Consider the following 24,915-nt stretch of genomic DNA (forward strand, 5'->3'; position numbering starts at 1 on the left):
AAAGGGTGCGTGAGTATACACTTTTTATCAGCAACATGGAGCTTTGATGACCTCACTAACTTACCTTCAGGGGTATCCGGAACATCTCCTTGCCCAGGTGCGCGCCTTAATCGCCGAGCAGCGCCTGGGAGCGGTGCTGGAAAAACGTTATCCCGGCGCGCATGATTACGCCACTGACAAAGCGCTATATCACTATACTCAGGAACTGAAAAGTCAGTTTCTGCGCAATGCGCCGCCCATCAATAAAGTGATGTATGACAGCAAGATCCATGTGCTGAAAAATGCGCTGGGACTGCATACCGCTGTCTCGCGCGTTCAGGGCGGCAAGCTCAAGGCAAAGGCGGAGATCCGCGTCGCTACCGTGTTTCGCAACGCTCCGGAGCCATTCTTACGGATGATTGTGGTTCACGAGCTGGCGCACCTGAAAGAGAAAGATCATAACAAAGCGTTTTATCAGCTCTGCTGCCATATGGAACCGCAGTACCATCAACTGGAGTTTGATACGCGACAGTGGCTGACGCATCAGGCGCTGTCGGCACAATAAATTCTGAAAATGCCCCTTCCCCCGTATCTTTTTAACGGCGTGGGCATAAAATCGGCGCGTTCACATTTCGCTCATTGCCTGCCGCCACGTCAAGGATGACGATCTGTAGAGGGTATTTTTTATCCACCGCCAACGGAACCGCGCAACAACCATGCTCTCACAATGTGCCCGTGTTATCCGCCGCCTCTGTTTTACACGCCGGGCGTTAACAGTGGCGTGTTTTCTGCTTGTCGCAGCAGGCGTCGCGCTTTTCTATTCCAACTGGCTTATCGTCAACGCCTCGCAGCATCTGACATGGAATGACATTCAGACCGTTCCCGCCCGCAACGTCGGGCTGGTGTTAGGTGCCAAACCCGGCAATCGGTATTTTACCCGGCGGATTAATACTGCCGCCGCGTTGTATCACGCCGGTAAAGTGAAGTGGCTGTTAGTCAGCGGCGATAACGGCAAAAAAGAGTACGATGAACCTTCGGCGATGCAGCAGGCGCTGATAGCGAAAGGTGTGCCGGAAGCGGCCATTTTTTGTGATTATGCCGGATTCTCCACGCTGGACTCCGTAGTTCGCGCCCGGAAAGTGTTTGGCGAAAGCCGCATTACGATTATCTCGCAAGCATTTCATAATCAACGGGCGATCTGGCTAGCGCAACAATATGGCATTGACGCTATCGGCGTTAACGCGCCGGATCTGAATAAAAGGCACGGAACCTACACACGACTTCGGGAAAAGCTGGCGCGGGTTAGCGCGGTGCTGGATGCCAAAATTTTGCACCGTCAGCCTAAATATCTGGGCGCTGGCGTCACTATTGGGGCTGATAGCGCACACGGGTGCCCTTCTCGCCAGTAAAATGCCAGAGTGCGTCGCAGCGCACTGGCAAGGGCAGAAAGGCGTGCTACATTGACGAAAAATCCCTTTCTGGAGTCCGCTGACGTTTATGATACGTTTCGCTGTAATTGGGACTAACTGGATCACGCGCCAGTTTGTCGACGCCGCCCATGAAACCGGCAAATTCAGGCTCGCCGCCGTTTACTCCCGTAGTCTTGAACAGGCGCAGTCTTTCGCAAATGATTATCCCGTCGAGCATCTGTTTACCTCGCTGGAAGCGATGGCGCAAAGCGACGCGATTGAGGCGGTTTATATCGCCAGCCCGAATTCCCTGCATTTCTCCCAGACGCAGCGCTTTTTGCAGCATAAAAAACATGTCATGTGCGAAAAGCCGCTGGCTTCTAACCTGGCGGAGGTTGATGCCGCTATCGCCTGCGCGCGCGATAATCAGCGGGTACTGTTTGAAGCCTTTAAAACCGCCTGCCTGCCCAACTTCCTGCTGCTGCGGGAATCGTTGCCGAAAATCGGCAGAATGCACAAAGCATTCCTAAATTACTGCCAGTACTCTTCACGTTATCAGCGCTATCTGAACGGTGAAAATCCGAATACGTTTAATCCGGCCTTCTCCAATGGTTCGATTATGGATATCGGGTATTACTGTCTGGCGTCGGCGATCGCGCTATGGGGCGAGCCGCGCAGCGTTCAGGCGTCGGCGAATTTATTGGAAAGCGGAGTAGATGCGCACGGCGTCGTGGTTATGGATTACGGCGATTTTAGCGTCACGCTACAGCATTCCAAAGTCAGCGACTCGGTACTGGCCAGTGAAATTCAGGGCGAGAGGGGATCGCTGGTCATTGAAAAGCTGTCGGAATGCCAGAAAGTGTGTTTTGCGCCGCGCGGCGCGCTGATGCAGGATCTGACCCAGCCTCAGCATATTAATACCATGCTGTATGAAGCCGGGGCGTTTGCCCAGCTTATTGAAAACCACGCCGTGGAACATCCGGGGTTGTCGCTAAGTCGCGCCACGGCAAAATGGCTGACAGAAATACGCCGTCAAACCGGGGTCATCTTCCCGGCGGACGATCTGACCCATCCCCTTACTGCGTAAAATTATGTAAATCATATGTTACAGGTCATTGACTCTACGCGTGGCCTGTCATACTTTGTTACGCGCAAAGGGGAGTAACTTCATTGCCGGTCGATCGTCATTACGATGTGTGCAAAACCACATCCGGTCACCGGGCAGCCATAAAGGAATGCGTCAGCGTATTCCTTTATTGTTGTAAGTGAGACCTTGCCGAATGGCAAGGTCTATGCATAAAAGCAACGGCTAATGCCATTCGGCGTTAGCCGTTTTTTTTTTGCATAGGGAGAAATAATGAATACTGTTGGTACGCCATTATTATGGGGTGGATTCGCGGTTGTTGTGGTGATAATGCTATCCATCGACCTGTTGTTGCAGGGACGCCGTGGCGCACATGCGATGTCGATGAAACAAGCGGCAGGATGGTCAATCCTGTGGGTAACGCTCTCGCTACTGTTTAACGCCGCTTTCTGGTGGTATCTGGCTGAAACGCAAGGGCGCGAAGTTGCTGACCCGCAGGCATTAGCGTTCCTTACCGGCTATCTGATTGAAAAGTCGCTGGCCGTAGATAACGTCTTTGTCTGGCTGATGCTGTTTAGCTATTTCTCCGTCCCTCCGGCTCTGCAACGCCGGGTGCTGGTGTATGGGGTTCTTGGCGCGATCGTGTTGCGTACTATCATGATTTTCGCCGGTACCTGGCTTATCACTCAGTTCGAATGGCTGCTGTATGTGTTCGGTGCCTTCCTGCTGTTTACCGGCGTAAAAATGGCGCTGGCGAAGGAAGACGAATCCGGCATTGGCGAAAAACCGATGGTGCGTTGGCTGCGCAGGCATCTGCGCATGACTGATACGATCGAGAACGAGCACTTTTTCGTACGTAAAAACGGCCTGCTGTATGCCACGCCGCTGCTGCTGGTGCTGATTATGGTTGAGTTCAGCGATGTGATCTTCGCCGTTGACAGTATTCCGGCGATCTTTGCGGTCACCACCGACCCGTTCATCGTACTGACCTCTAACCTGTTTGCCATCTTAGGACTGCGCGCGATGTACTTCCTGCTGTCCGGCGTGGCGGAACGCTTCTCGATGCTGAAATATGGTCTGGCGGTCATTCTGGTCTTTATCGGCATTAAGATGCTGATCGTCGACTTCTACCATATTCCTATCGCGATTTCGCTGGGCGTAGTGTTTGGCATTCTGACCATTACGCTGGTGATTAACGCCTGGGTTAACCATCAGCGCGATAAGAAACTACGAGCGCAATAATCTTTTATCGGGGTAAACCTGCTCCGTCAAAAACGCCCGGCAGCGCACACCTGTCGGGCGTTTTGTTTAACATGTCACAATACTGTTAATATAAAGTTATAAAACATGATCACAGCAAAAAATCCAGGATATTTCGCTTCCCGAACCTTCAACTTTCCTTATACTCAACCAGGCAAACACTTTGTTACATCCTGAAAGATGCGCCGTAAGAGCGTGCAGGGGATGACCAGCAACACAATACAAGGAACATGAAATGGCTACGCAACGAGCATCAGGGCTACTGCAGCGTTTAGCGCAAGGCAGTCTGGTTAAACAAATTTTAGTGGGTCTGGTACTGGGGATTTTACTGGCATGGATTTCTAAGCCTGCGGCGGAAGCGGTTGGCTTGCTTGGCACCCTGTTCGTCGGCGCCTTAAAAGCGGTCGCCCCCGTTCTGGTGCTGATGCTGGTAATGGCCTCGATCGCCAACCACCAGCACGGCCAAAAAACCAATATTCGCCCTATTCTCTTTCTTTACCTGCTAGGCACCTTTTCAGCCGCGCTGGCGGCCGTTGTGTTCAGCTTCGCCTTCCCTTCAACGCTGCATCTGTCCAGTAGCGCCCAGGATATCGTGCCGCCGTCCGGCATTGTAGAAGTCCTGCGCGGTCTGCTGATGAGCATGGTGTCGAACCCCATCGACGCGCTGCTGAACGCTAACTATATCGGGATTCTGGTGTGGGCCGTCGGTCTGGGATTTGCCCTGCGTCATGGCAATGAAACCACCAAAAACCTCGTGAACGATATGTCTAACGCCGTGACCTTTATGGTGAAACTGGTGATCCGTTTCGCGCCAGTCGGTATTTTTGGTCTGGTTTCATCAACGCTTGCAACCACCGGCTTCTCCACCCTGTGGGGCTATGCGCACCTGCTGGTCGTCTTGATTGGCTGTATGCTGCTGGTCGCGCTGGTGGTCAACCCGCTGTTGGTATTCTGGAAAATTCGTCGCAACCCTTATCCGCTGGTGTTCGCCTGCCTGCGTGAAAGCGGCGTTTATGCCTTCTTTACCCGCAGCTCTGCCGCCAATATTCCAGTGAATATGGCGCTGTGCGAAAAGCTGAATCTGGACAGGGATACTTACTCCGTTTCCATTCCGCTGGGCGCCACTATCAATATGGCCGGCGCGGCAATTACCATTACGGTTCTGACGTTGGCGGCAGTTCATACGTTAGGCGTCCCGGTGGATCTGCCTACAGCGCTGCTGCTGAGCGTGGTGGCCTCGCTGTGTGCTTGCGGCGCCTCCGGCGTGGCAGGCGGTTCATTGCTGCTGATCCCGCTGGCGTGCAACATGTTTGGCATCCCGAACGATATCGCGATGCAGGTAGTAGCGGTCGGCTTTATTATCGGCGTATTGCAGGATTCGTGTGAAACGGCGCTGAACTCATCTACCGATGTTCTGTTCACTGCGGCAGCCTGCCAGGCAGAGGACGAACGTCTGGCGAATAACGCCTTGCGTAGCTAAGTGATTATCGATGCCGGATGGCGTATGCCATCCGGCGTAACGATAGATCTGAATCTCCCAATCCGTAGGCTGTGACGGAAAGCGAATTGATGTTCACGCGCGACATCCTCGCGTAACGTTATATGTAGATGGCGTCTGCCGCGGCGCTCGGTCAGCGTACAGTATAAAGTGTCAGCCTGTGTAAATCCTCTCGCCACCCTCCCTTGCGATAAGCAAAATCAAAGCTCAACGACGCGTAATTTCTATAACGGACTTCGTTGACCTTTGTTACAATTAGATGCATTTTGAATTTTTGTGTGTTAGTGCTTGCTTACTTCACAACTTAACAAGGAATAGTTCAGGCCGCGAATTTGCCGTTTCCGCAACGCTGATAAAAACTCCAACTCTGTTGCGGCAGTGCAAACCTCAGATCACCGGCGTGACGTTAACCGATTCTCCAGGAATACTGAATGGAACTACTGACTCAATTGCTGAATGCCCTGTGGGCTCAGGACTTTGAAACACTGGCCAATCCTTCCATGATTGGCATGTTATATTTTGTGTTATTTATGATTTTGTTTCTGGAAAATGGGCTGCTCCCTGCCGCCTTTTTGCCTGGCGACAGCCTGTTGATCCTGGTCGGCGTGCTGATCGCCAAAGGCGCGATGGGTTATCCACAAACCATTTTGCTGCTTACCGTCGCGGCCAGCCTGGGTTGCTGGGTGAGCTATATTCAGGGCCGCTGGCTGGGGAATACCCGCACCGTGCAAAACTGGCTCTCTCATCTCCCCGCACATTATCATCAACGCGCCCATCACCTTTTCCATAAACACGGCCTGTCGGCATTATTGATAGGCCGTTTTATCGCTTTTGTCAGAACGCTGCTGCCCACCATTGCCGGCATATCCGGCCTGAATAACGCGCGCTTTCAGTTCTTCAACTGGATGAGCGGCTTGTTGTGGGTGCTTATCCTGACGTCGCTGGGCTATCTGCTGGGCAAAACGCCCGTCTTTATGAAATATGAAGATCAGTTAATGTCATGCCTGATGCTGCTGCCCGTGGTGCTGCTCTTTTTTGGCCTGGCGGGTTCACTGGTCATGCTGTGGAAAAAGAAGTATGGGAGCCGGGGATAACTTATGCTTAAACCACGCATAACTGCCCGACAACTCATTTGGATCAGCGCTTTTCTACTGATGCTGACCATACTCATGATGACGTGGTCAACGCTGCGTCAGCAAGAGTCGACGCTAGCCATTCGCGCGGTTAACCAGGGCGCCAGTATGCCAGACGGCTTCTCAGTTCTGCATCATCTGGATGCGAACGGCATTCATTTTAAAAGCATTACGCCTAAAAATGACATGTTGCTCATTACCTTCGATTCCCCTGCGCAAAGCGCCGCAGCAAAAACGGTACTGGATCAAACGTTACCACACGGTTATGTCGTCGCTCAGCAGGACGATGACAACGAAACGGTACAGTGGCTGTCCCGCTTACGGGAAAGCTCACACCGCTTTGGCTAACCTCCAGGAATCCGAATCATATCACTCACTTTGGTGATTTCATTGTTTAATGACTATGATTAATAAAGCGGTGTTTAACCCACCGCGTTATTATCGGGATCACCGCCCCGGACAACGGGTCCGAACATAAGGGAAAGTTCAGGAATGAAATACCGCATCGCTTTGGCTATCACGCTTTTTACACTTAGCGCCGGTAGCTACGCTAATTCGCTTTGTCAGGAAAAAGAGCAGGATATACAAAAGGAAATTAGCTACGCTGAAAAGCACAACAATCAGCGCCGTATTGAGGGTCTGAACAAGGCGCTCAGCGAAGTACGCGCCAATTGTACTGACAGCAAGCTGCGCGCCGAGCATCAGAAAAAGGTCGCTGAGCAAAAAGAAGAGGTAGCCGAACGCCAACGTGATTTAGCCGAGGCAAAAGCAAAAGGCGATGCGGATAAAATAGACAAACGTGAACGTAAGCTGGCCGAGGCTCAGGATGAGCTAAAAAAACTTGAGGCCAGAGACTACTAAATTAACGCCGAATGTAAATACTCACTCACCTGGAGAAAACTATGTCGAAAGATAACACTACGGAACATCTGCGCGCTGAGTTGAAATCCCTGACCGATACGCTTGAAGAAGTGCTGAGCTCTTCGGGCGAAAAGTCGAAAGAAGAGTTGAGTAAGATTCGTAGCAAAGCCGAGCGCGCGCTGAAAGAGAGCCGTTACCGCCTGGGCGAAACGGGTGATGTGATTGCCAAACAGACTCGCGTCGCCGCCGCCCGTGCCGATGATTATGTGCGCGAAAATCCCTGGACAGGCGTAGGCATTGGCGCCGCTGTCGGTCTGGTGTTGGGCGTACTGCTGACGCGTCGTTAATTATGGCGGATTCTCGACAGGCACAAGGACCAGGCAAAAGCGTACTGGGTATCGGGCAGCGGATTGTCACCATTATCGTTGAAATGGTGGAAACCCGGCTGCGACTGGCGGTAGTAGAACTGGAAGAAGAGAAAGCGAACCTCTTTCAGCTTTTGCTGATGGTAGGTCTTACCATGCTCTTCGCGGCGTTTGGCTTAATGAGCCTGATGGTTCTGGTCATCTGGGCTATCGATCCTCAGTACCGTTTGAACGCGATGATCGCTACCACAGTTGTGCTGTTAGTGCTTGCGCTAATCGGCGGCATCTGGACTTTGCGCAAAGCGCGTCAGTCCACGCTATTGCGCCATACGCGGCACGAACTGGCTAACGATCGGCAAATTCTGGAGGACGATCAGTCGTGAGCAGCAAAGGCGAACGCGAAAAACGTAAAGCGCTGCTTCTCAGTCAGATCCAGCAGCAACGGCTGGATCTGTCCGCCAGCCGTCGCGACTGGCTGGAGACCACCGGCGCGTACGATCGCGGCTGGAATACGGTGTTAAGCCTGCGCTCCTGGGCGCTGGTCGGTAGCAGCGTAATGGCCATCTGGACCATCCGTCATCCTAATATGTTGGTACGCTGGGCGAAACGCGGCCTGGGTATCTGGAGCGCCTGGCGCCTGGTAAAAACTACCCTCCGTCAACAACAGCTCCGCGGTTAATATCTTTTCTTTTATAGCATCGCGCCATCAGGTTATCGCCCGATTACACCTGGTGGCGCGATACTTTTATGCATATCGTCTCTTTACCAATCACTCAAATTTTTTGAAAAAATTTGGCAATTTTCCTTGCTAACAATTCCTTTACGCCACGTTTATGATTCTCTCCAGCGATAACAATGACGCGCTAAACCGCGCCATTGCTCATGAAAATAGCAGCAGCAGCCGAATCGGCCTCCTGGAGAATAAAATGAAAAAATTAGAAGATGTTGGTGTACTGATAGCGCGTATTTTAATGCCAGTTCTGTTTATTACCGCAGGATGGGGAAAAATTAGCGGCTATGCGGGCACACAACAGTATATGGAAGCGATGGGCGTACCAGGATTCCTGCTGCCGCTCACCATACTGCTTGAGTTCGGCGGCGGTCTGGCGATTCTGCTGGGGTTCCTCACCCGCACCACTGCGCTTTTTACCGCTGGTTTTACGTTGCTGACGGCATTGATCTTCCATAGCAATTTTGCAGAAGGTGTAAACTCGCTGATGTTTATGAAAAACCTGACCATTGCCGGCGGATTCTTATTACTGGCGTTAACCGGGCCTGGCGCGTTCAGCCTTGACCGTCTGCTGAATAAAAAGTGGTAAGCAATCTATACTCAATTAAAAAAGCGAGGGAATAGCGCCTCGCTTTTGTCATCTGAAGGAGAGAGACATGGGACAACTGATCGATGGCGTCTGGCACGATACCTGGTATGACACCAAATCTTCCGGGGGGAAATTTCAGCGTTCAGCGTCGGCTTTCCGCAACTGGCTTACCGCTGACGGCGCGCCCGGACCTTCCGGCGAAGGCGGATTCGCCGCAGAAAAAGATCGTTACCATCTGTACGTTTCCCTTGCCTGCCCCTGGGCGCATCGCACGCTCATTTTCCGTAAACTGAAAGGTCTGGAGCCGTTTATTCCGGTTTCCGTCGTGAGTCCATTGATGCTGGAAAACGGCTGGACGTTTGATGATACTTTTCCGGCGGCCACTGGCGATACCCTCTATCAGCATGAATTTCTCTACCAGTTGTATCTGCACGCCGATCCACACTACAGCGGCCGCGTCACCGTACCGGTCTTATGGGATAAAAAAAATCATACTATCGTCAGCAACGAGTCCGCCGAAATCATTCGTATGTTTAACTCCGCCTTCGATGGGCTGGGCGCTAAAGCCGGGGATTACTATCCCCCCGCGCTGCAAAGCAAAATTGACGAGTTAAACGGCTGGATTTATGACAACGTTAATAACGGCGTTTATAAAGCAGGCTTCGCCACCAGCCAGCAAGCGTATGATGAAGCGGTAGAAAAGGTGTTTACTGCGCTGGCGCGCCTGGAGCAGATTCTCGGACAGCACCGCTATCTGACGGGCGACCAGTTGACCGAGGCGGATATCCGCTTATGGACGACCCTGGTACGCTTTGATCCGGTTTACGTGACTCATTTCAAATGCGACAAATACCGAATCAGCGACTACCTGAATCTGTACGGTTTCCTGCGCGATATCTATCAAATACCGGGCATTGCTGAAACCGTTAATCTTGACCATATTCGTCACCACTATTTCCGTAGCCATAAAACGATTAACCCCACGGGTATCATTTCCATCGGACCGTGGCAGGATCTGCTCGAACCTCACGGGCGCGACGTGCGCTTTGGCTAATTTCAGGCGTCCTCCGGGACGCCTTATTAATAAATACCACAAATATTTACCAACATTTCATTCGCGGCTATTCTTAGTTTGATTACTTTAAAAACAAGTGATTGAACCATTATTGAGGCGAAAATGGATTGGTATTTAAAGGTTTTAAAAAATTATCTGGGATTTGGCGGCCGCGCGCGACGCAAAGAGTACTGGATGTTTATTCTGGTCAATATCATCTTTACCTTTGTGTTGGGCCTGCTGGACGCCATGCTTGGCTGGCAACGCGCCGGGGGTGAAGGCGTTCTGACCACCATTTACGGCGTTCTGATCTTTTTACCGTGGTGGGCCGTGCAGTTCCGTCGTCTGCATGACACTGACCGCTCCGCATGGTGGCTACTGTTGCTACTTATCCCCATTATCGGCTGGCTTATCATCATCGCGTTCAACTGCCAGAATGGTACGCCGGGCGACAACCGCTTCGGCCCCGATCCGAAACGTTTTTCCTGATGGCGGCGCGGCGCCGCTTTTAAAGCGCCGCGCGCTATTTATTTTCCGGAGAATAGCTTAGGTATTTCCCGCAGGCACCAGGCTTTTGCCTCCCCCATACTGTCACGCCGCCAGGCCATAATAATATCGATTTCGCTGGTCGATTCCGGGCTGACTACGCGTAGCCGCCCTTCGGCAATATCCTGTTCCACCATCGAATATGGCATGGTCGCGACGCCAAGCCCGGCCAGCAGCGCCTGACGTTTATCTTCAATCGTGCTTACCGTCAGACGTGGCTGCTTATCCAGCAGTTGCACCGTTAATACCGGCCGCTCGCGCGCGGTATCCGCTACCGCTACGCCGCGGTATTTAACCCGCGTCACTTCCGAAAGCGGCTCCGGCTCCTGATGAATAGGATGGTCAGGCGCGGCGACATACACATTCATAAGCGTATACAACTTACGGGAGTTAATTTCCGACGACGATCGAAAATGCATATCCGGAGCGATGACGATATCCGCCCGTCCCTGCTCAAGCCGCTCCCATGCGCCAGCCAGTACTTCGGTAATCAATGAAAGCTGCGTATTGGCTTTAGCGGCCAGCCGGTCGATCAGCGGAAAAAAAGCAGGCGTCGGTACCAGAGCTTCAGTGACCAGCGTCAGATGCGTTTCCCAACCGCGGGCCAACGCTTCAGCATCCGTCGTTAACTTGTCTGCCGCTTCCAGCAATACCCGCCCGCGTTCCAGCAGCATACGTCCGACGTTGGTGAATTTTGTACGATGGCCGGAGCGATCGAACAGTACAACGTCCAACTCTTCTTCCAGCTTCTGCATGGTGTAACTCAGCGCGGAGGGCACCCGCCCCAACTCATCAGCCGCTGCGGCAAAACTGCCCCGGCGGTCAATGGCGTCCATCACACGCAATGCTTCAAGCGTCAGCGCTCTCTCTTTAGCCATAACGTTCTCATTCAGGAAATTTGAACATACCGGGCAGAATATCTGGCTAACAATGCAGCGTCCAGCCCCTTAACATAAAAGGAAGTAAAGAGAGGTTAATAACGATGATTACGACCCGAACCGCCAAACAATGTGGACAGGCAGACTACGGATGGCTACAGGCCCGCTATACCTTCTCCTTTGGACACTACTTCGACCCTACACTGCTGGGCTACGCGTCGTTGCGCGTACTGAACCAGGAAGTGCTGGCGCCGGGCGCCTCTTTTCAGCCTCGAACTTATCCAAAGGTGGATATTTTAAACCTGATTCTGGACGGCGAAGCGGAATACCGCGACAGCGACGGCAACCATGTACAGGCTAAAGCGGGCGAAGCGCTACTGCTCGCCGCGCAGCCAGGCATTAGCTACAGCGAACATAATCTCAGCAAAGTTAAGCCGTTAACCCGAATGCAACTGTGGCTTGACGCCTGTCCTGAACGGGAAAACGCGCTGGTACAAAAAATCCCACTCCTGGCGGCGCAACAACAGCTTCTTGCCTCGCCCGACGGTGAGCAAAACAGCTTACAACTGCGCCAACAGGTATGGGTACATCATATTACGCTGGAGAAAGGCGAATCGCTTAATTTCCAGCTTCACGGGCCGCGCGCCTATTTGCAGTCGATTCACGGTACGTTCCACGCGCTGACGCACAACGAAGAACGCGAGGCGTTAACCTGCGGAGATGGCGCATTTATTCGTGATGAACCTAACATTACGCTGGTTGCCGATACGCCGCTGCGCGCATTACTGGTAGATTTACCGGTGTAGTCAGCCAGAAAAGGAGTCACAAGATGAGCAAAAAATCGGCGAAGAAACGTCAGCCCGTGGTAAAACCTGCCGTACAGGAGGCGATGAGCGCCACTGTGCCGCTGGGCTATGAAGAGATGCTAACCGAACTGGAAGCCATCGTGGCGGACGCCGAAGCCCGGCTGGCAGAAGAAGAGGCCGCAGCCTGAAATCATGCCGGATGGCGACGCAAGCGCCCGATCCGGCTGATAACAGGTAGACCCGATAAGCGCAGCGCCATCGGGCAACACGCTGCCCCGACGACATGCCGGGGCGTTATTATTAATGCGCTTTACTGGCCATAATCTCGATGATCTGCTTGTCTGTCTGCTGCATTGAGCGACACGCCAGCGAACACAAATTCGAAATAGATTGTTCGACATTGTGCGCCACAATCCCTTCGTTTCCGGTCACCGCCGTATCATCCAACGCCATCAGTACGGCTTTCCACGCCGCCGACGCGCTGGTAGAGACTTTCATCGCGCAGCTATTCGACGCGCCATCGCAAATCATCCCGCTGACATCGCCGATCATACTGCTGATAGCCATTGCGATAGTGTCATAACGACCATCTATCAGCCACGCCATACCCGCCGCCGCGCCCATCGCCGCCGTGGTTGCCGCGCACAGAGCCGACAAACGCGGAAGCTGATGGTGAATATAGATAGCGCTCAAATGCGATAACATTAGCGCGCGCGCCAGACGCTCGTCATCGGCGCCGACATGTTCAGCAACCACCATGACTGGCACCGTGGCGGTAATCCCCTGGTTGCCGGAGCCGGAGTTGCTCATCGCGGGCAACGTGGCGCCGCCCATTCTGGCGTCTGACGCCGCGCTGGTACGGATCAAAATCGCCGTGGAGAGATCTTTCGCCAGCAGACCGCGATCGCACTGTTTGGCCAGCGTCGAACCGATATGCAGCCCCCAGGAACCACGCAGTCCCTCCTGCGACAACGCGCCGTTTAGCCTGGCCGCATCGAGAATAAAGCGAATAGCGTCAAAGGGCACCGCATTCACAAACGCCAGGATCTCTTCCAGCGAGGTATGAGACAGCACTCCCAGCGGCGAGGTTTTTTCTTCTTCCTGCGCATTATCGGCCTGGGTAAATACCACGCCCTTGTCGGTTTCTATCCGCACAATGTTTGTATGATCGCCGACGATCGTGACACATGCCCAGCTATCGCCGCTATACACTTTCGCCCGTGAAAACAGGATATCGTTACATGGCTCCTGCAACATCACTGCGACATGTCCGGCGGCCAGCATCGCTTTTGCATCGGCAACGGCTTTAGCGGAAGCGTCTTTTAACACCTCCAACCCGGCTTTCGCATCACCGCCCAACGCGCCAAGCGCCGCGGCGATCGGTAGCCCTACCATTCCCGTTCCTGGAACGGTAACGCCCATACCATTTTTCATCAGATTAGGCGAAACCCACGCGTCAATGCGTTCAACTGTGCCGTCAAGTTCAGCCGCCGCCGCCGCTGCCGCCAGCGCCAGTGAAATTGGCTCAGTACACCCCAGCGCCGGTTTTACTTCTTCCTGTACGGCCAGGATAAAACTTTGCCACAATGGATTTATTTTAGATTCAAACATAACAACAACCTTAATCTCAGGTATATCAAGAGAATGCCAGGAACGGAGAAACGCATAGCAGCAGACCGGTAATAATAATCAGGTACAACGAAGCGCCTTTATATTTGTGCAATGCGGGAACCTTGTAGACCAACCATGCCGGAATTAAACAGCCCACCATACCGAAGATAGGGCTACAAATAGAGGTGAAGCTCAGTACCGGCGCGTTGAGCACAATGGCGCTCCAGGCCAGCAAAATAGCGAAAATCATAATGCCGCGCTGTACCAGATTTTCCTTAATCTTCTCGGCGGGCATTTTGCGGCGCAGGATATTCATCACAATGCCTTGCGTCGCTTCGCGGAATCCTAAATAAACGCCAAAGAAGGCGGTCATGACGGCAAAGATGTTCAGAATTACGCTAACCACTTTGACCCAGCCAGCGCCATCGCCGCTAATAAATTGCGCGGCGATCGCCAGGGCGGAAATATTCTGCTCGTAGGCTTTCACCGCTTCGTCATGCCCCATCGCCAGGGTGAAGGAAACCGCATAGAAAAATACGGTAACGAACAGGATGCCAAACGCAATATTCATGGCACGCAGCGCTTTATGGCGTGCGACCTCAATAGATTTTTCGCGTGAACGGTAAGAGATCACCATTGGGCTTAACGTCTGGATAAATAAAATCGAGGTCAGCGTAAATGGCAGGGTAATAATGGCGTTTTTAATCAGCAGGGCCATCGGCGGCAGCGCGCCAATGTTATACAGATGCCACATACCCACCATAGAGACGCCCAGCGCCGCCACTACCAGTAGCTTGGTCAGCACCATGCCGGTGGAGATTTTGAACAGTAATTTTTCACCGCGTGAGGAAATCGCCACCAGGATGCAGATCAGCACCAGACCATAAAATGGACTATCGGAAAGTAATCCTTCCGTTACGCCGAAAGTATGCAGATAAGAGGCGCTGTCGTTAGTAATCGCCGTAGAATAGACGAACATCCAGATGACGAGCATCACAAAGTACAGCGCACCTAATAAAATACCCCAGTTTTTGCCCAGATAGCCGCTGATCACGCTGGGGTAGTCTTTACATTCCGGGGATTCCGCCAGCGTATTAATAAACAGCCGCTGGAACAGGTACATAGCCGGATAGCCAATAATAGAAGAGAGTAAAAAGACCCAAAGTCCCATCAGGCCAACCTGGACAGGAAGAAAAACGATCCCTGCGCCAATCGCCATCCCGATACTCATAATGACCCAACCGGTGTCGGTACTATCAAATTTGATGGCTTCACGCCATTCGCTTTCTGTCATCCCTGCCCGACGCGCCGGGGCTGATGCGTCGAGGATTACGCTGGTATTACTAGCCGATTCCATAGAATTCTCGCTCAATGTGTAGGTAGAGGTTTTTTTTATTTTTCGTGCCGCAGCAAGGCGATATGCAGAACGTGAGGTGCAGGTACTTTCTTGTAATAAGAAAATCATACGCGCACGATAAGAGAAAAACTTACCAATAAAACGCCTGTATTTCTTGTGGGTTAAGAATTATTTTCTATTTACTATTGGTTTAATATTGTTATTTTCTCTATTTGACGCGTATCACAACAAAAAAGGGCGCACGTTGGTGCGCCCTTTTCTCAGCTTCTGTCTTCTGCGTTATCCCATAGCCTGCTCACTCTGCGCCTGTCGGGCCTATCCACAAACGACTTTAATCGCCAGACCGCCGCGCGACGTCTCGCGATATTTGTCGTTCATGTCTTTACCCGTTTCGTACATGGTTTCGATCACTTTATCGAGCGAAACCCGCGGCTCAGAGGTACGGCGTAGCGCCATTCGCGCCGCATTTACCGCTTTAACGGCGTTAATCGCATTACGTTCAATACAAGGGATTTGTACCTGACCCGCCACCGGGTCACAGGTGAGGCCAAGGTTATGCTCCATCGCAATTTCCGCCGCAATACAGACCTGCGCCGGGCTGCCGCCCAGCAGTTCTGTCAGCCCCGCCGCCGCCATCGAACACGCGACGCCAACCTCGCCCTGACACCCCACTTCCGCGCCGGATATCGAGGCGTTCATCTTGTACAGCATGCCAATCGCCCCCGCCGACAGCAGATAGCGGGCGATAGAGTTGGCATTGACCGGGCGACGGAATTTGTCGTAATAGGCCAGCACCGCGGGAATAATGCCGCACGCGCCGTTGGTCGGCGCGGTGACCACTCGCCCGCCCGCCGCGTTCTCTTCGCTCACGGCCAGGGCGAACATGTTAATCCAGTCAATGACGTTCATCGGATCGCGGGAGAGATTATCGCTGGAGACCAGCAGACGCCGTAACGCTACCGCGCGGCGTGGAACGTTCAGCGGCCCCGGCAGCACGCCCTCAGTATTCATGCCACGTTCAATTCCGGTCGCCATCACCTGCCAGATGCGGGCAAAGCCAGCGTCAATCTGCTCTTTGCTCCGCAACGCCAGTTCATTTTGCATCATCAGGCCGGAAACCGAGAGCCCCTGTCTTTCACACAGCGTCAACAGTTCGCTGGCGGAATGAAAATCATACGGCACCGACTTTTCTACGTCGTGCGACTGACCAAAACGCTCCTCTTCGACAATAAAGCCGCCGCCAATAGAGTAATACGTTTTGTGTAAAAGTGGCGTTTGCCCGTGCCAGGCGGTAATTCGCATACCGTTTTCATGGCGCGCCAGGGTTTCAGCGTGAAAGAGAATACTGTCGGCGACGGGAAAATCCACCACATGCGCGCCACCCGCCACCGATAAACGGCTGCTGCGGGCAACCTCCTGGATAAACGCCGGAATGCTATCAATATTGACATCCTGCGGCGTATTGCCCGCCAGGCCCATAATGATGGCGGTATCGGTCGCGTGGCCTTTGCCCGTCAGCGATAGCGATCCGTAAAGATCAACCGTGATGCGCGTCGTTCGCGGCAGGTCGCCGCTGTCGATCAGCCGATCGATAAAACATTTTCCTGCATTCATTGGCCCTACGGTATGGGAGCTTGAAGGTCCAATGCCAATCTTAAAAATATCAAATGCGCTAATCATATCTCCCCCTAAGATTACCGTTCAGTGAAGATCCGTCGCGGGGCGATCCACACGATCGCCCCGTTCACGTTACATCGCCTGAGTAAAGGTGCGCGAAATAACGTCCTGTTGCTGCTCACGAGTCAGCGCATTGAAGCGCACGGCATAGCCGGAAACGCGGATCGTCAGGTTCGGGTAGTTTTCCGGATGTTCAATCGCATCCAGCAACATTTCACGGTTCATGACATTGACGTTCAGATGCTGCCCGCCTTCTACCTGTGCTTCATGATGGAAATAGCCGTCCAGCAGGCCGACAAGATTGGTTTTCCGCACCGCATCTTCTTTCCCGAGCGCCGCAGGCACAATCGAGAAGGTGTACGAAATACCGTCTTTGGCGTAGGTAAACGGCAGTTTCGCCACCGACGTCAGCGAGGCCACCGCCCCTTTGCGGTCACGACCGTGCATCGGGTTCGCCCCCGGCGCGAACGGCGTTCCGGCGCGGCGTCCATCCGGCGTATTGCCGGTCTTCTGCCCGTACACGACGTTCGAGGTGATGGTCAAAATGGACTGCGTCGGCACCGCATTGCGATACGTCGGCAACACGCTAATTTTTTGCATAAAGCGTTTCACCAGGTCGCAGGCGATGCTGTCCACGCGCTCATCGTTGTTGCCGTACTGCGGATACTCGCCTTCAATAGCAAAGTCGATGGCAAGGCCATTTTCGTCGCGAATCGGCTTCACCTGAGCGTACCTGATGGCGGACAGGGAATCCGCCGCCACCGACAGTCCGGCGATGCCGCACGCCATCGTCCGATACACATCACGCTCGTGCAGCGCCATCAGCGAAGCTTCATAGCTGTACTTATCGTGCATGTAGTGAATGATGTTCAGCGCGCTAATGTACTGCACCGCCAGCCAGTCCATAAAATGGTCGAGGCTCTCCATTACTGCGTCATAATCCAGCACCTCATCCGTTAACGGCGCGGTTTTCGGCCCAATCTGGATTTTCAGTTTCTCGTCAACGCCGCCATTGATAGCGTACAGCAACGTTTTGGCAAGGTTGGCGCGCGCGCCGAAGAACTGCATCTGCTTGCCGATGACCATCGGGCTGACGCAACAAGCGATGGCATAATCGTCGCTGTTAAAGTCGGTACGCATTAAATCGTCGTTTTCATACTGCAAAGATGAGGTCACGATGGAGACCTGCGCAGCATATTTCTTGAATGCCACCGGCAACGCTTCTGACCACAGTATGGTCAGGTTCGGCTCCGGCGCTGGCCCCATCGTGTGCAGGGTATGCAGATAACGGAAAGAGTTCTTCGTCACCAGCGTGCGGCCATCAAGCCCCATTCCGCCAATAACTTCGGTGGCCCAGATCGGATCGCCGGAAAAGAGCGAATCAAATTCCGGCGTGCGCAGGAAGCGCACCATGCGGATCTTCATGATGAAATGGTCGATCAGCTCCTGCGCCTGCTGCTCTGTCAGAAGGCCCGCGTTGAAATCGCGCTCAATGTAGATATCAAGGAACGAGGCGGTTCTTCCCAGCGACATTGCACCGCCATTTTGCGATTTTACCGCCGCCAGATAAGCGAAGTAGAGCCACTGTACCGCTTCCTGCGCGTTCCGCGCCGGGCGGGAGATATCGTAGCCGTATTTCGCCGCCATCTCCTGCATTTGCAGCAGCGCGCGACGATGCTCCGCCAACTCCTCACGCAGGCGAATCGTCGCCTCAAGATTCTGTCCCCGCTCCAGATTCGACTGCAGATCGGCGAATTGCAGCTCGCGTTCGCGCACCAGATAACGGATGCCATACAGCGCGACGCGACGATAATCGCCAATAATGCGCCCGCGACCATAACCATCCGGCAAACCGGTTAATACGCCGGATTTACGGCAGCGCAGCATATCCGGCGAGTAAACATCGAATACGCCCTGATTATGGGTTTTCCGCAGATCGGTAAAGGTATATTCAAAATCGGCGTCCATTTCGCGGCCATAAGCGTGGAATGAACTTTTGATCATGTTAACGCCGCCAAACGGATGCAAAGCGCGTTTAAGCGGCTTATCCGTTTGTAAACCGACGATTTTTTCCAGCTCTTTTTCAATATACCCCGCATCGTGCGCGGTAATCGTCGTCGCGATATTAGTATCGAAATCCACCGGCGCATGGGTCGCATTCTCGATACGTATTCCCGCCATCACCTTTTCCCACAACGCCGTGGTCGCTGGCGTCGCGTCGGCGAGAAAAGATTCATCCCCCTCATAGGGCGTATAGTTATGCTGAATAAAATCACGGACATTAATTTCTTCTTTCCAGTCCGTACCTTTAAAATCACGCCATGCTTCGGCATACAGCATATCGCTGGTATCGATATTTACCTTCATGAAAAATAATCTCTCTACAGAACAGCCGTTAAGTTATGCAAATTCCACTGGTGCTTTCACGTTGCCTAAATGAATGGCATCAAGGGCAATCATTTTCTCTTCATTCGTGGGAATAACAGCGCAAATAACCTGAGAAGGGTTAGCGGAAATAATGCGCTCGCCGTGAGAATTCGGCTGCTTATTCATTTCAACGTCTAACGTAAGCCCCAGTACGCCCAAATGTTCAATTACCAACTGACGAATTAATACTGAATTTTCACCAATACCGCCGGTAAAAATAATGCCATCCAGCCGATGTAACGATGCCGCGTGTCCGGCAATATGACGGGCGATACGGTGGACAAATGTTTTTATCGCTAACCGGGCGCGCTCATGTCCTTCGTGCCAGGCTTTTTCCAGGACTCTAAGGTCGGATGACAACCCGGAGATGCCGAGCAAACCGGACTCTTTATTCACCACTCGCTCCAGATCGCTCAACGTCTGCCCGGTTTCTTTGGCTATCCACGCCATCGCGCCGAAATCAACGTCGCCGCTGCGAGTGCCCATCATCAGCCCCTCAAGCGGCGTCATCCCCATTGAGGTATCCACGCTCTGACCATTGCGTACCGCGCAGATAGACGCCCCATTGCCCAGATGCGCGACAATCAGACCCGAGTTTTTTTCATCGAGGTCAAGCAGTTCATACGCGCGCCGCGAAACATAGCGATGCGACGTACCGTGAAAGCCGTAGCGACGCACACCCAGGCTGGAAAAATATTCCCACGGCAATCCGTATAAATAGGCTTCCGGTGCCAGCGTCTGGTGGAAACTGGTATCAAATACCGCCACCTGACACACGGCCGGGAAAAGGTGCCGCGCCGCGTCAATGCCGCTTAAATTAGCGTAATTATGCAGCGGCGCTAAAGGCGATACCCGACGAATATTATCGATAATCTCATCGGTAATAATGACGGACTGCGTAAATAGCTCTCCACCGTGCGCGATACGGTGACCAATTAATGCCACGCTATCCGTTAAATCACGTTTTTCCAGCTCAAAGGCAATGGCTTTTAACGCGTCCTCATAATTAGAGTGCGAGAGGTTTATCGGCTTATCGCCATTAATAGATAAAAAGGCGTTTTCAGTATTCATTCCATCTGCTATTCCCGCCATTAAAACATCACAGGTAGCGACATCCAGTACAGAGAATTTGATAGAAGATGATCCGCAATTAATGACCAGAACGACCGGAAATTCATTCATGTAGTGCCTCCGTCGATGTCAGCCTGCGTCCACGCCCTGGGGCGGAACGCAGGCTAAACGTGAGGATTAGAACAATTTGTAGACAATATTCAGGATGGTCAGCAGACCAATCAGGGTGACGAACACGTTATCCAGACGACCACGGTACTTCGCCAGCGACGGCGCTTTACGAATGGCGTACATCGGCAGCAGGCATAACAGCGAGGCGATAATCGGCGCGCCCATCGCTTCAATCAGGTCCAGAATGTTGGGGTTTGCGTAAGCTACGACCCAGGTAGACCCCATAATGAAGATCATGCTGATGGTATTAAGCTTGCCCATAGAGACTTTGGTTTTATCGCCTTTATAACCAAATTTCAGCACCAGGCCGTTCAGCCCTTCCAGCGTCCCCAGGTAGTGGCCGAAGAAAGATTTGAAAATAGCAACCAGCGCGATGATAGACGCGCCATACTCCAGCACCGTTGCAAAAGTGGATTTTGTCCCCGACAAAGAGGCGAAATGGTTGGCCAGGTAGGAAAGTACCGGAATGTTCTGCGCTTTCGCATCCGCCATGTTCTGTGGAGAGAGCGTAAACAGGCAGCTAAAGGCGAAGAACATCACCACGGCGACCATCAGCATACTGGCGCGCGAGATGATCTGTGAACATTTACGCTCGGTAAATTCGCGGCCAAACTCTTTCTCATACTCTTCCCGCTTAGACACCACGAAGGAAGAGACGATGGGCGAAAAGTTAAAGGAGAACACCATGATAGAGATGCCCAGCCACACCGTAACCAGTATGCCATCGTGCCCGGTCAGCGCGATATTACTGAGATCAACCTGATCAATAACCGCCGAGTTCCAGTAAGGAATCAGCGATAATGAGATTAGTACCAGGCTGGCGATAAACGGCCATACCAGGTAACTCATCACCTTAACCATCAGATCCTTACCAAACCAGATCACAAAGGCCATCAGCAGCAGCAAGAACAGCGCCACGAAACCGCGATTCAACGCTGGCATCTGCAACTGGTTTTCCCAAAACGTCATGAACGTGTTAGTAATGGTGACGCCATAAATCCACAGCAGCGGACAAATCGCAAAGAAGTAAAGGAACGTGATAACTACCCCGCCCGTTTTACCAAAGTGCTCTTCGACCGTTTCCGTAATATTGCCGGACGGATTAGATCCGGATAAACACAGACGCGCCAGCGCCCGGTGACAATAGAACGCAATGGGGTAAGCTAAAACCAGCATCAGCAGAATGGGGATAAGCCCGCCAAACCCGGCGCGGATAGGGAAAAACAGCACCCCGGCGCCGATGGCGGTACCAAATAAACCCAGCGTCCACGTCGTGTCCGATTTACGCCATGACGACTGTTTTGCCTGGCTGGATACAATGCTATCAGTAGTACTCATATCCTATCCTCACGAAAAGATTAAGCGTCAACTAAACCCGTAATTTGTGATACACGAGAAAGATCGATATTGCCGCCAGAAATAATACTGACCGTTTTTCTGTTCTGAATATGGCTATCTAATTTCCCGCTTAATAGTGCGGCGCAGGCCAGAGCTCCAGCGCCTTCAGTAATAACCTTATTGCGCTGAATTAAAGCGATCATGCTGTTACGAATTTCATCTTCGCTAACCAGGACAATGTCATCGACTAATTCACGAACGATTTCATAGGTTAAATTACCCGGGCGGGAGACATCACAACCATCCGCCAGGGTGCCGGTCGTTCGGTGCGTGGTTATTTCGCCAGCATAATAAGACGCCGCCATACCGTGAACATTTTCGGCCTGTACGCCGATAACTTTAATGGTCGGGTTAATCGATTTAATCGCAATGGCAATACCTGCAATTAAACCGCCGCCGCCAATAGGCACGATGACATTATCGACATCGTACAGATCTTCCATAATTTCCAGACCAATAGTGCCCTGTCCGGCAATGACTTTTGGATCGTCGTAAGGCGGAATAAAAATGCGGCCTTCGGTTTCGACAATTTCACTCACCTTAGCGATGGTGTCATTGAAGTTGTCACCGTGGAGCACCACTTCCGCCGAATAATCACAGGTGGCCGCCACTTTTGACTTTGGCGCGCCCTTCGGCATCACGACTTTGCCGTCAATACCCAGCATTGCGCAAGAAAGAGAAACGCCCTGTGCATGATTACCTGCGGAACAGGCCACGACGCCTTTACGTTTTTCCGCCTCCGTTAACGAGCTAAGTTTGTTAAAAGCGCCACGAATTTTAAATGAACCCGTACGCTGCATATTTTCAAACTTGAGAAATATTTCGCCTTTGCAACGTTCACTAAAATAGTTAGAGCGAGGCATTCCCGTTTTATATATCTTCCCCGCCAGTCTTTTTTTCGCTTCGAGGATATCTTCAATTGCAACCGGGAGATCGTATGTAATGTGCATTATAACCTCTTAACCTGGGTATTAAAAATAAGTTACCGTTGCCCACTGTTCAAAAGAAACAGGTGACGTCAATTTCGCTAAATATGTTTATTCCATATCATTCAATTTCTATTAACTGCCTGCGTCTGCATCCATTATATGATGAATATTGCTTAGCCAATTCTACTAATACTGAAGCGGCTTTTTTGATACGATAATTTTTAGACCATACCGCCGCATAACGTGCGACGGGTAATGTGTCTTTGATTGGTATCGTGATAAATTGATTAGAGCCAAAAGGCGTGGTCATATCGCAGGGAATAACAGTTAAGAAATCAGCATTGAGAACAAGATTATATATTGTGACAACGGAATCTGTTTTAACAATGTTTTCGATGCTGATGCCATTTCGTTGTAGAGTGGTGAGTAATTCGCTGTAGTAGCCCATATTCGTTTGCGGCAACACCCACTGTTCGTCTTTTAACGATTCCAGTGTGATGGTGCCGGTGCATGTTCGGGACTTGCTGGCTACCAGGACAAACTCTGATTCAAACAGCGGCTCGACATGCAGATCCTGTAGTTGCATTTCATTACTGAGCGTACCGATAGCAAAGTCCAGCCGCCCGTCGCGCAGGGCCGGCAGGAATGAAGAGAGCTGGGCTTCGTACATGGATACCTGCGCTTTTGGAAATACCTCTTTGAACTTATGAATCATATCGGACATGAAGGTAAAGCCAATCAGCGAAGGAAAACCAAACGAGACGTCGACAACGGTATTGCACGTCATACTGTTCATCTCGTTGATCATGTTTTTCATTTCGCGGGTGATAGATTCAGACCAGGAAAGCAGTACCTGTCCCGCTTCGGTCAACGTAACGCCGGTATTTTTGCGTACAATTAGCTCAACGCCAAAATAGGCCTCAACATCGCTAATGATTTTACTGACGGCGGGCTGGGTTAACCCTAACGATTTTGCGGCAGAACCGATAGAACCACTTCTAATGACTTCCTGAAAGACCACCAAATGCTGTGTTTTAGGGAGAACAAGAGTATTCATATCTACCGCTCTGAAATAACATTGTGAACGGCAGGAAGTGTAGCAAATTAAATCTTAAAGGTTATGTGCGACCACTCACAAATTAACTTACCGCAATTTTTACATGGTCTTTATTAAATAAATAAAACCTATTATTTCAATGAGTTACAAAAATAAAACAGCAACTTAGCCTGATTTCAATCAAAAAATAGGGTCGGAATAACGATATATTATGGCGATAACCAGCCTATTTTATCTCCTATTTTCGACATCCCATGAAGACGATATTTCAATCAATTACGGGACATTTTATCGGCAATTCCAGCGTTAAATTTAAAGCGTAATTTCTCAAATTTAAGTATAAACCGAAGGTTTATGCGCTTAAAAACCGTTACGCGTCACATTTTTTTACCTTATTTGTTTGTAAAGAAACATTTAATAAAATTTTAACCAAAATATTTCATACATTTAATTTTCATTTACAACAAATAATTTACACCGCTTTCTTGCTGTTTTTCAGAATGTAATTTTGTGAAAGAAATCGATTGCTTTTCACTTCAACTAAAAATAGCGCAATCCATAGCGTTTTGTGTTTCTCATCACAAAAACGAATAATATTATGTCACCACGGCTGTCAATTAATTGCCGGATGGTGACGCTGGCGTCTTCTGCAACCCTCTATACCCTTCACCGGCCTGATAAGCAAAAACCCGCCGAAGCGGGTTTTATGAAGAGATGAAACTGACCGATAAGCCGCTTTCTTTTGGGTATAGCGTCGTGGACAGTCATTCATCCTGCCGCCCTGTAAAAGCAAAACCCCGCCAGCTTACACTGACGGGTTTTATGAAGAGGTGAAACTGACCGATAAGCCGGGTTCTTTTGGGTATAGCGTCGTGGACAGTCATTCATCCTGTCGCCCTGTAAAAGCAAAAACCCGCCAGCTTACACTGACGGGTTTTATGAAGAGGTGAAACTGACCGATAAGCCGCTTTCTTTTGGGTATAGCGTCGTGGACAGTCATTCATCCTGCCGCCCTGTAAAAGCAA

General features: G+C 51.5%; 25 protein-coding genes. 16 read left to right on the forward strand and 9 right to left on the reverse strand.

The window, feature by feature from the left end; translation table 11 throughout:
- Positions 1-46: 46 nt before the first annotated feature.
- The 14 genes from ACLJQJ_RS12885 to ACLJQJ_RS12950 all read left to right on the forward strand — a co-directional run bounded on the left by ACLJQJ_RS12885 (position 47) and on the right by ACLJQJ_RS12950 (position 10,451).
- Positions 47-544, forward strand: a complete 498-nt coding sequence (locus tag ACLJQJ_RS12885; protein ID WP_063809370.1) for a M48 family metallopeptidase — start codon at positions 47-49, stop codon at positions 542-544.
- Positions 545-695: 151 nt separating this feature from the next.
- Positions 696-1,388, forward strand: a complete 693-nt coding sequence (locus tag ACLJQJ_RS12890; RefSeq protein WP_063809369.1) for a vancomycin high temperature exclusion protein — start codon at positions 696-698, stop codon at positions 1,386-1,388.
- 88 nt (positions 1,389-1,476) lie between these two features.
- Entirely contained in the window at positions 1,477-2,475 is a 999-nt protein-coding gene (locus ACLJQJ_RS12895; protein ID WP_000617682.1) for a Gfo/Idh/MocA family protein, read from the forward strand.
- A 270-nt stretch (positions 2,476-2,745) separates the two neighbouring features.
- Positions 2,746-3,714, forward strand: a complete 969-nt coding sequence (locus tag ACLJQJ_RS12900; protein ID WP_023202103.1) for a TerC family protein — start codon at positions 2,746-2,748, stop codon at positions 3,712-3,714.
- 253 nt (positions 3,715-3,967) lie between these two features.
- Positions 3,968-5,212 carry a serine/threonine transporter SstT gene (sstT, locus tag ACLJQJ_RS12905; RefSeq protein WP_000235363.1) on the forward strand — a complete coding sequence of 415 codons (1,245 nt, stop codon included), beginning with the start codon at positions 3,968-3,970 and terminating at the stop codon, positions 5,210-5,212.
- 449 nt (positions 5,213-5,661) lie between these two features.
- Complete coding sequence (yqjA, locus tag ACLJQJ_RS12910) at positions 5,662-6,324, forward strand: DedA family general envelope maintenance protein YqjA (RefSeq protein ID WP_000422143.1); 663 nt, start codon at positions 5,662-5,664, stop codon at positions 6,322-6,324.
- A gap of 3 nt (positions 6,325-6,327) precedes the next feature.
- Positions 6,328-6,711 carry an EnvZ/OmpR regulon moderator MzrA gene (gene mzrA, locus ACLJQJ_RS12915; RefSeq protein ID WP_000917516.1) on the forward strand — a complete coding sequence of 128 codons (384 nt, stop codon included), beginning with the start codon at positions 6,328-6,330 and terminating at the stop codon, positions 6,709-6,711.
- Positions 6,712-6,855: 144 nt separating this feature from the next.
- A complete protein-coding gene (locus ACLJQJ_RS12920; RefSeq protein WP_000877300.1) occupies positions 6,856-7,224 on the forward strand; it encodes a DUF1090 domain-containing protein in 369 nt (122 codons plus the stop codon).
- A gap of 41 nt (positions 7,225-7,265) precedes the next feature.
- Positions 7,266-7,571, forward strand: coding sequence for a YqjD family protein (locus tag ACLJQJ_RS12925; protein ID WP_000031219.1), 306 nt, complete (start codon positions 7,266-7,268; stop codon positions 7,569-7,571).
- A 2-nt stretch (positions 7,572-7,573) separates the two neighbouring features.
- On the forward strand, positions 7,574-7,972 hold the full coding sequence (locus ACLJQJ_RS12930) for a phage holin family protein (RefSeq protein WP_000785626.1): 399 nt from the start codon (positions 7,574-7,576) through the stop codon (positions 7,970-7,972).
- On the forward strand, positions 7,969-8,268 hold the full coding sequence (locus ACLJQJ_RS12935; RefSeq protein WP_000095496.1) for a YqjK-like family protein: 300 nt from the start codon (positions 7,969-7,971) through the stop codon (positions 8,266-8,268). The genes ACLJQJ_RS12930 and ACLJQJ_RS12935 overlap by 4 nt, the downstream gene beginning before the upstream one ends.
- A 247-nt stretch (positions 8,269-8,515) precedes the next feature.
- Positions 8,516-8,908 (forward strand): DoxX family protein, encoded by a 393-nt coding sequence (locus ACLJQJ_RS12940; RefSeq protein WP_001592732.1) that lies wholly within the window; start codon positions 8,516-8,518, stop codon positions 8,906-8,908.
- A 67-nt stretch (positions 8,909-8,975) separates the two neighbouring features.
- Positions 8,976-9,962, forward strand: a complete 987-nt coding sequence (locus ACLJQJ_RS12945; protein ID WP_063809368.1) for a glutathione S-transferase family protein — start codon at positions 8,976-8,978, stop codon at positions 9,960-9,962.
- Positions 9,963-10,085: 123 nt separating this feature from the next.
- Positions 10,086-10,451, forward strand: coding sequence for a DUF805 domain-containing protein (locus ACLJQJ_RS12950; RefSeq protein ID WP_000384139.1), 366 nt, complete (start codon positions 10,086-10,088; stop codon positions 10,449-10,451).
- A 38-nt stretch (positions 10,452-10,489) separates the two neighbouring features.
- Here the strand turns inward: ACLJQJ_RS12950 and yhaJ are convergent, their stop codons facing one another.
- Positions 10,490-11,386, reverse strand: a complete 897-nt coding sequence (yhaJ, locus tag ACLJQJ_RS12955) for a DNA-binding transcriptional regulator YhaJ (RefSeq protein ID WP_023226579.1) — start codon at positions 11,384-11,386, stop codon at positions 10,490-10,492.
- A 104-nt stretch (positions 11,387-11,490) separates the two neighbouring features.
- On the opposite strand from yhaJ, the gene ACLJQJ_RS12960 reads away from it, so the two are divergent.
- Positions 11,491-12,192: a pirin family protein gene (locus tag ACLJQJ_RS12960; protein WP_000633548.1), complete on the forward strand. Its 702-nt coding sequence runs from the start codon at positions 11,491-11,493 to the stop codon at positions 12,190-12,192.
- A gap of 23 nt (positions 12,193-12,215) precedes the next feature.
- Entirely contained in the window at positions 12,216-12,380 is a 165-nt protein-coding gene (locus tag ACLJQJ_RS12965) for a hypothetical protein (RefSeq protein WP_000039326.1), read from the forward strand.
- Positions 12,381-12,492: 112 nt separating this feature from the next.
- Here the strand turns inward: ACLJQJ_RS12965 and ACLJQJ_RS12970 are convergent, their stop codons facing one another.
- The 8 genes from ACLJQJ_RS12970 to tdcA all read right to left on the reverse strand — a co-directional run bounded on the left by ACLJQJ_RS12970 (position 12,493) and on the right by tdcA (position 23,890).
- The gene (locus tag ACLJQJ_RS12970; protein WP_000463071.1) at positions 12,493-13,803 is read right to left on the reverse strand and encodes a serine dehydratase subunit alpha family protein; all 1,311 of its coding nucleotides are present in this window, start codon (positions 13,801-13,803) and stop codon (positions 12,493-12,495) included.
- Between the two features lie 25 nt (positions 13,804-13,828).
- Entirely contained in the window at positions 13,829-15,160 is a 1,332-nt protein-coding gene (locus ACLJQJ_RS12975; protein WP_000443187.1) for an amino acid permease, read from the reverse strand.
- A 315-nt stretch (positions 15,161-15,475) separates the two neighbouring features.
- Positions 15,476-16,840, reverse strand: a complete 1,365-nt coding sequence (tdcG, locus tag ACLJQJ_RS12980; protein ID WP_000622071.1) for an L-serine ammonia-lyase — start codon at positions 16,838-16,840, stop codon at positions 15,476-15,478.
- 69 nt (positions 16,841-16,909) lie between these two features.
- The gene (pflB, locus tag ACLJQJ_RS12985) at positions 16,910-19,204 is read right to left on the reverse strand and encodes a formate C-acetyltransferase (RefSeq protein ID WP_063809366.1); all 2,295 of its coding nucleotides are present in this window, start codon (positions 19,202-19,204) and stop codon (positions 16,910-16,912) included.
- 33 nt (positions 19,205-19,237) lie between these two features.
- The gene (gene tdcD / locus ACLJQJ_RS12990; protein WP_063809365.1) at positions 19,238-20,446 is read right to left on the reverse strand and encodes a propionate kinase; all 1,209 of its coding nucleotides are present in this window, start codon (positions 20,444-20,446) and stop codon (positions 19,238-19,240) included.
- A gap of 66 nt (positions 20,447-20,512) precedes the next feature.
- On the reverse strand, positions 20,513-21,844 hold the full coding sequence (gene tdcC, locus ACLJQJ_RS12995) for a threonine/serine transporter TdcC (RefSeq protein ID WP_000108129.1): 1,332 nt from the start codon (positions 21,842-21,844) through the stop codon (positions 20,513-20,515).
- 20 nt (positions 21,845-21,864) lie between these two features.
- Positions 21,865-22,854: a bifunctional threonine ammonia-lyase/L-serine ammonia-lyase TdcB gene (gene tdcB / locus ACLJQJ_RS13000; protein ID WP_000548368.1), complete on the reverse strand. Its 990-nt coding sequence runs from the start codon at positions 22,852-22,854 to the stop codon at positions 21,865-21,867.
- A gap of 97 nt (positions 22,855-22,951) precedes the next feature.
- Positions 22,952-23,890, reverse strand: a complete 939-nt coding sequence (gene tdcA / locus ACLJQJ_RS13005; RefSeq protein WP_001094907.1) for a transcriptional regulator TdcA — start codon at positions 23,888-23,890, stop codon at positions 22,952-22,954.
- Positions 23,891-24,915 lie beyond the last annotated feature (1,025 nt).

This window comes from Salmonella sp. SAL04202, from assembly GCF_046550775.1.
GTDB classification, from domain to species: domain Bacteria; phylum Pseudomonadota; class Gammaproteobacteria; order Enterobacterales; family Enterobacteriaceae; genus Salmonella; species Salmonella enterica.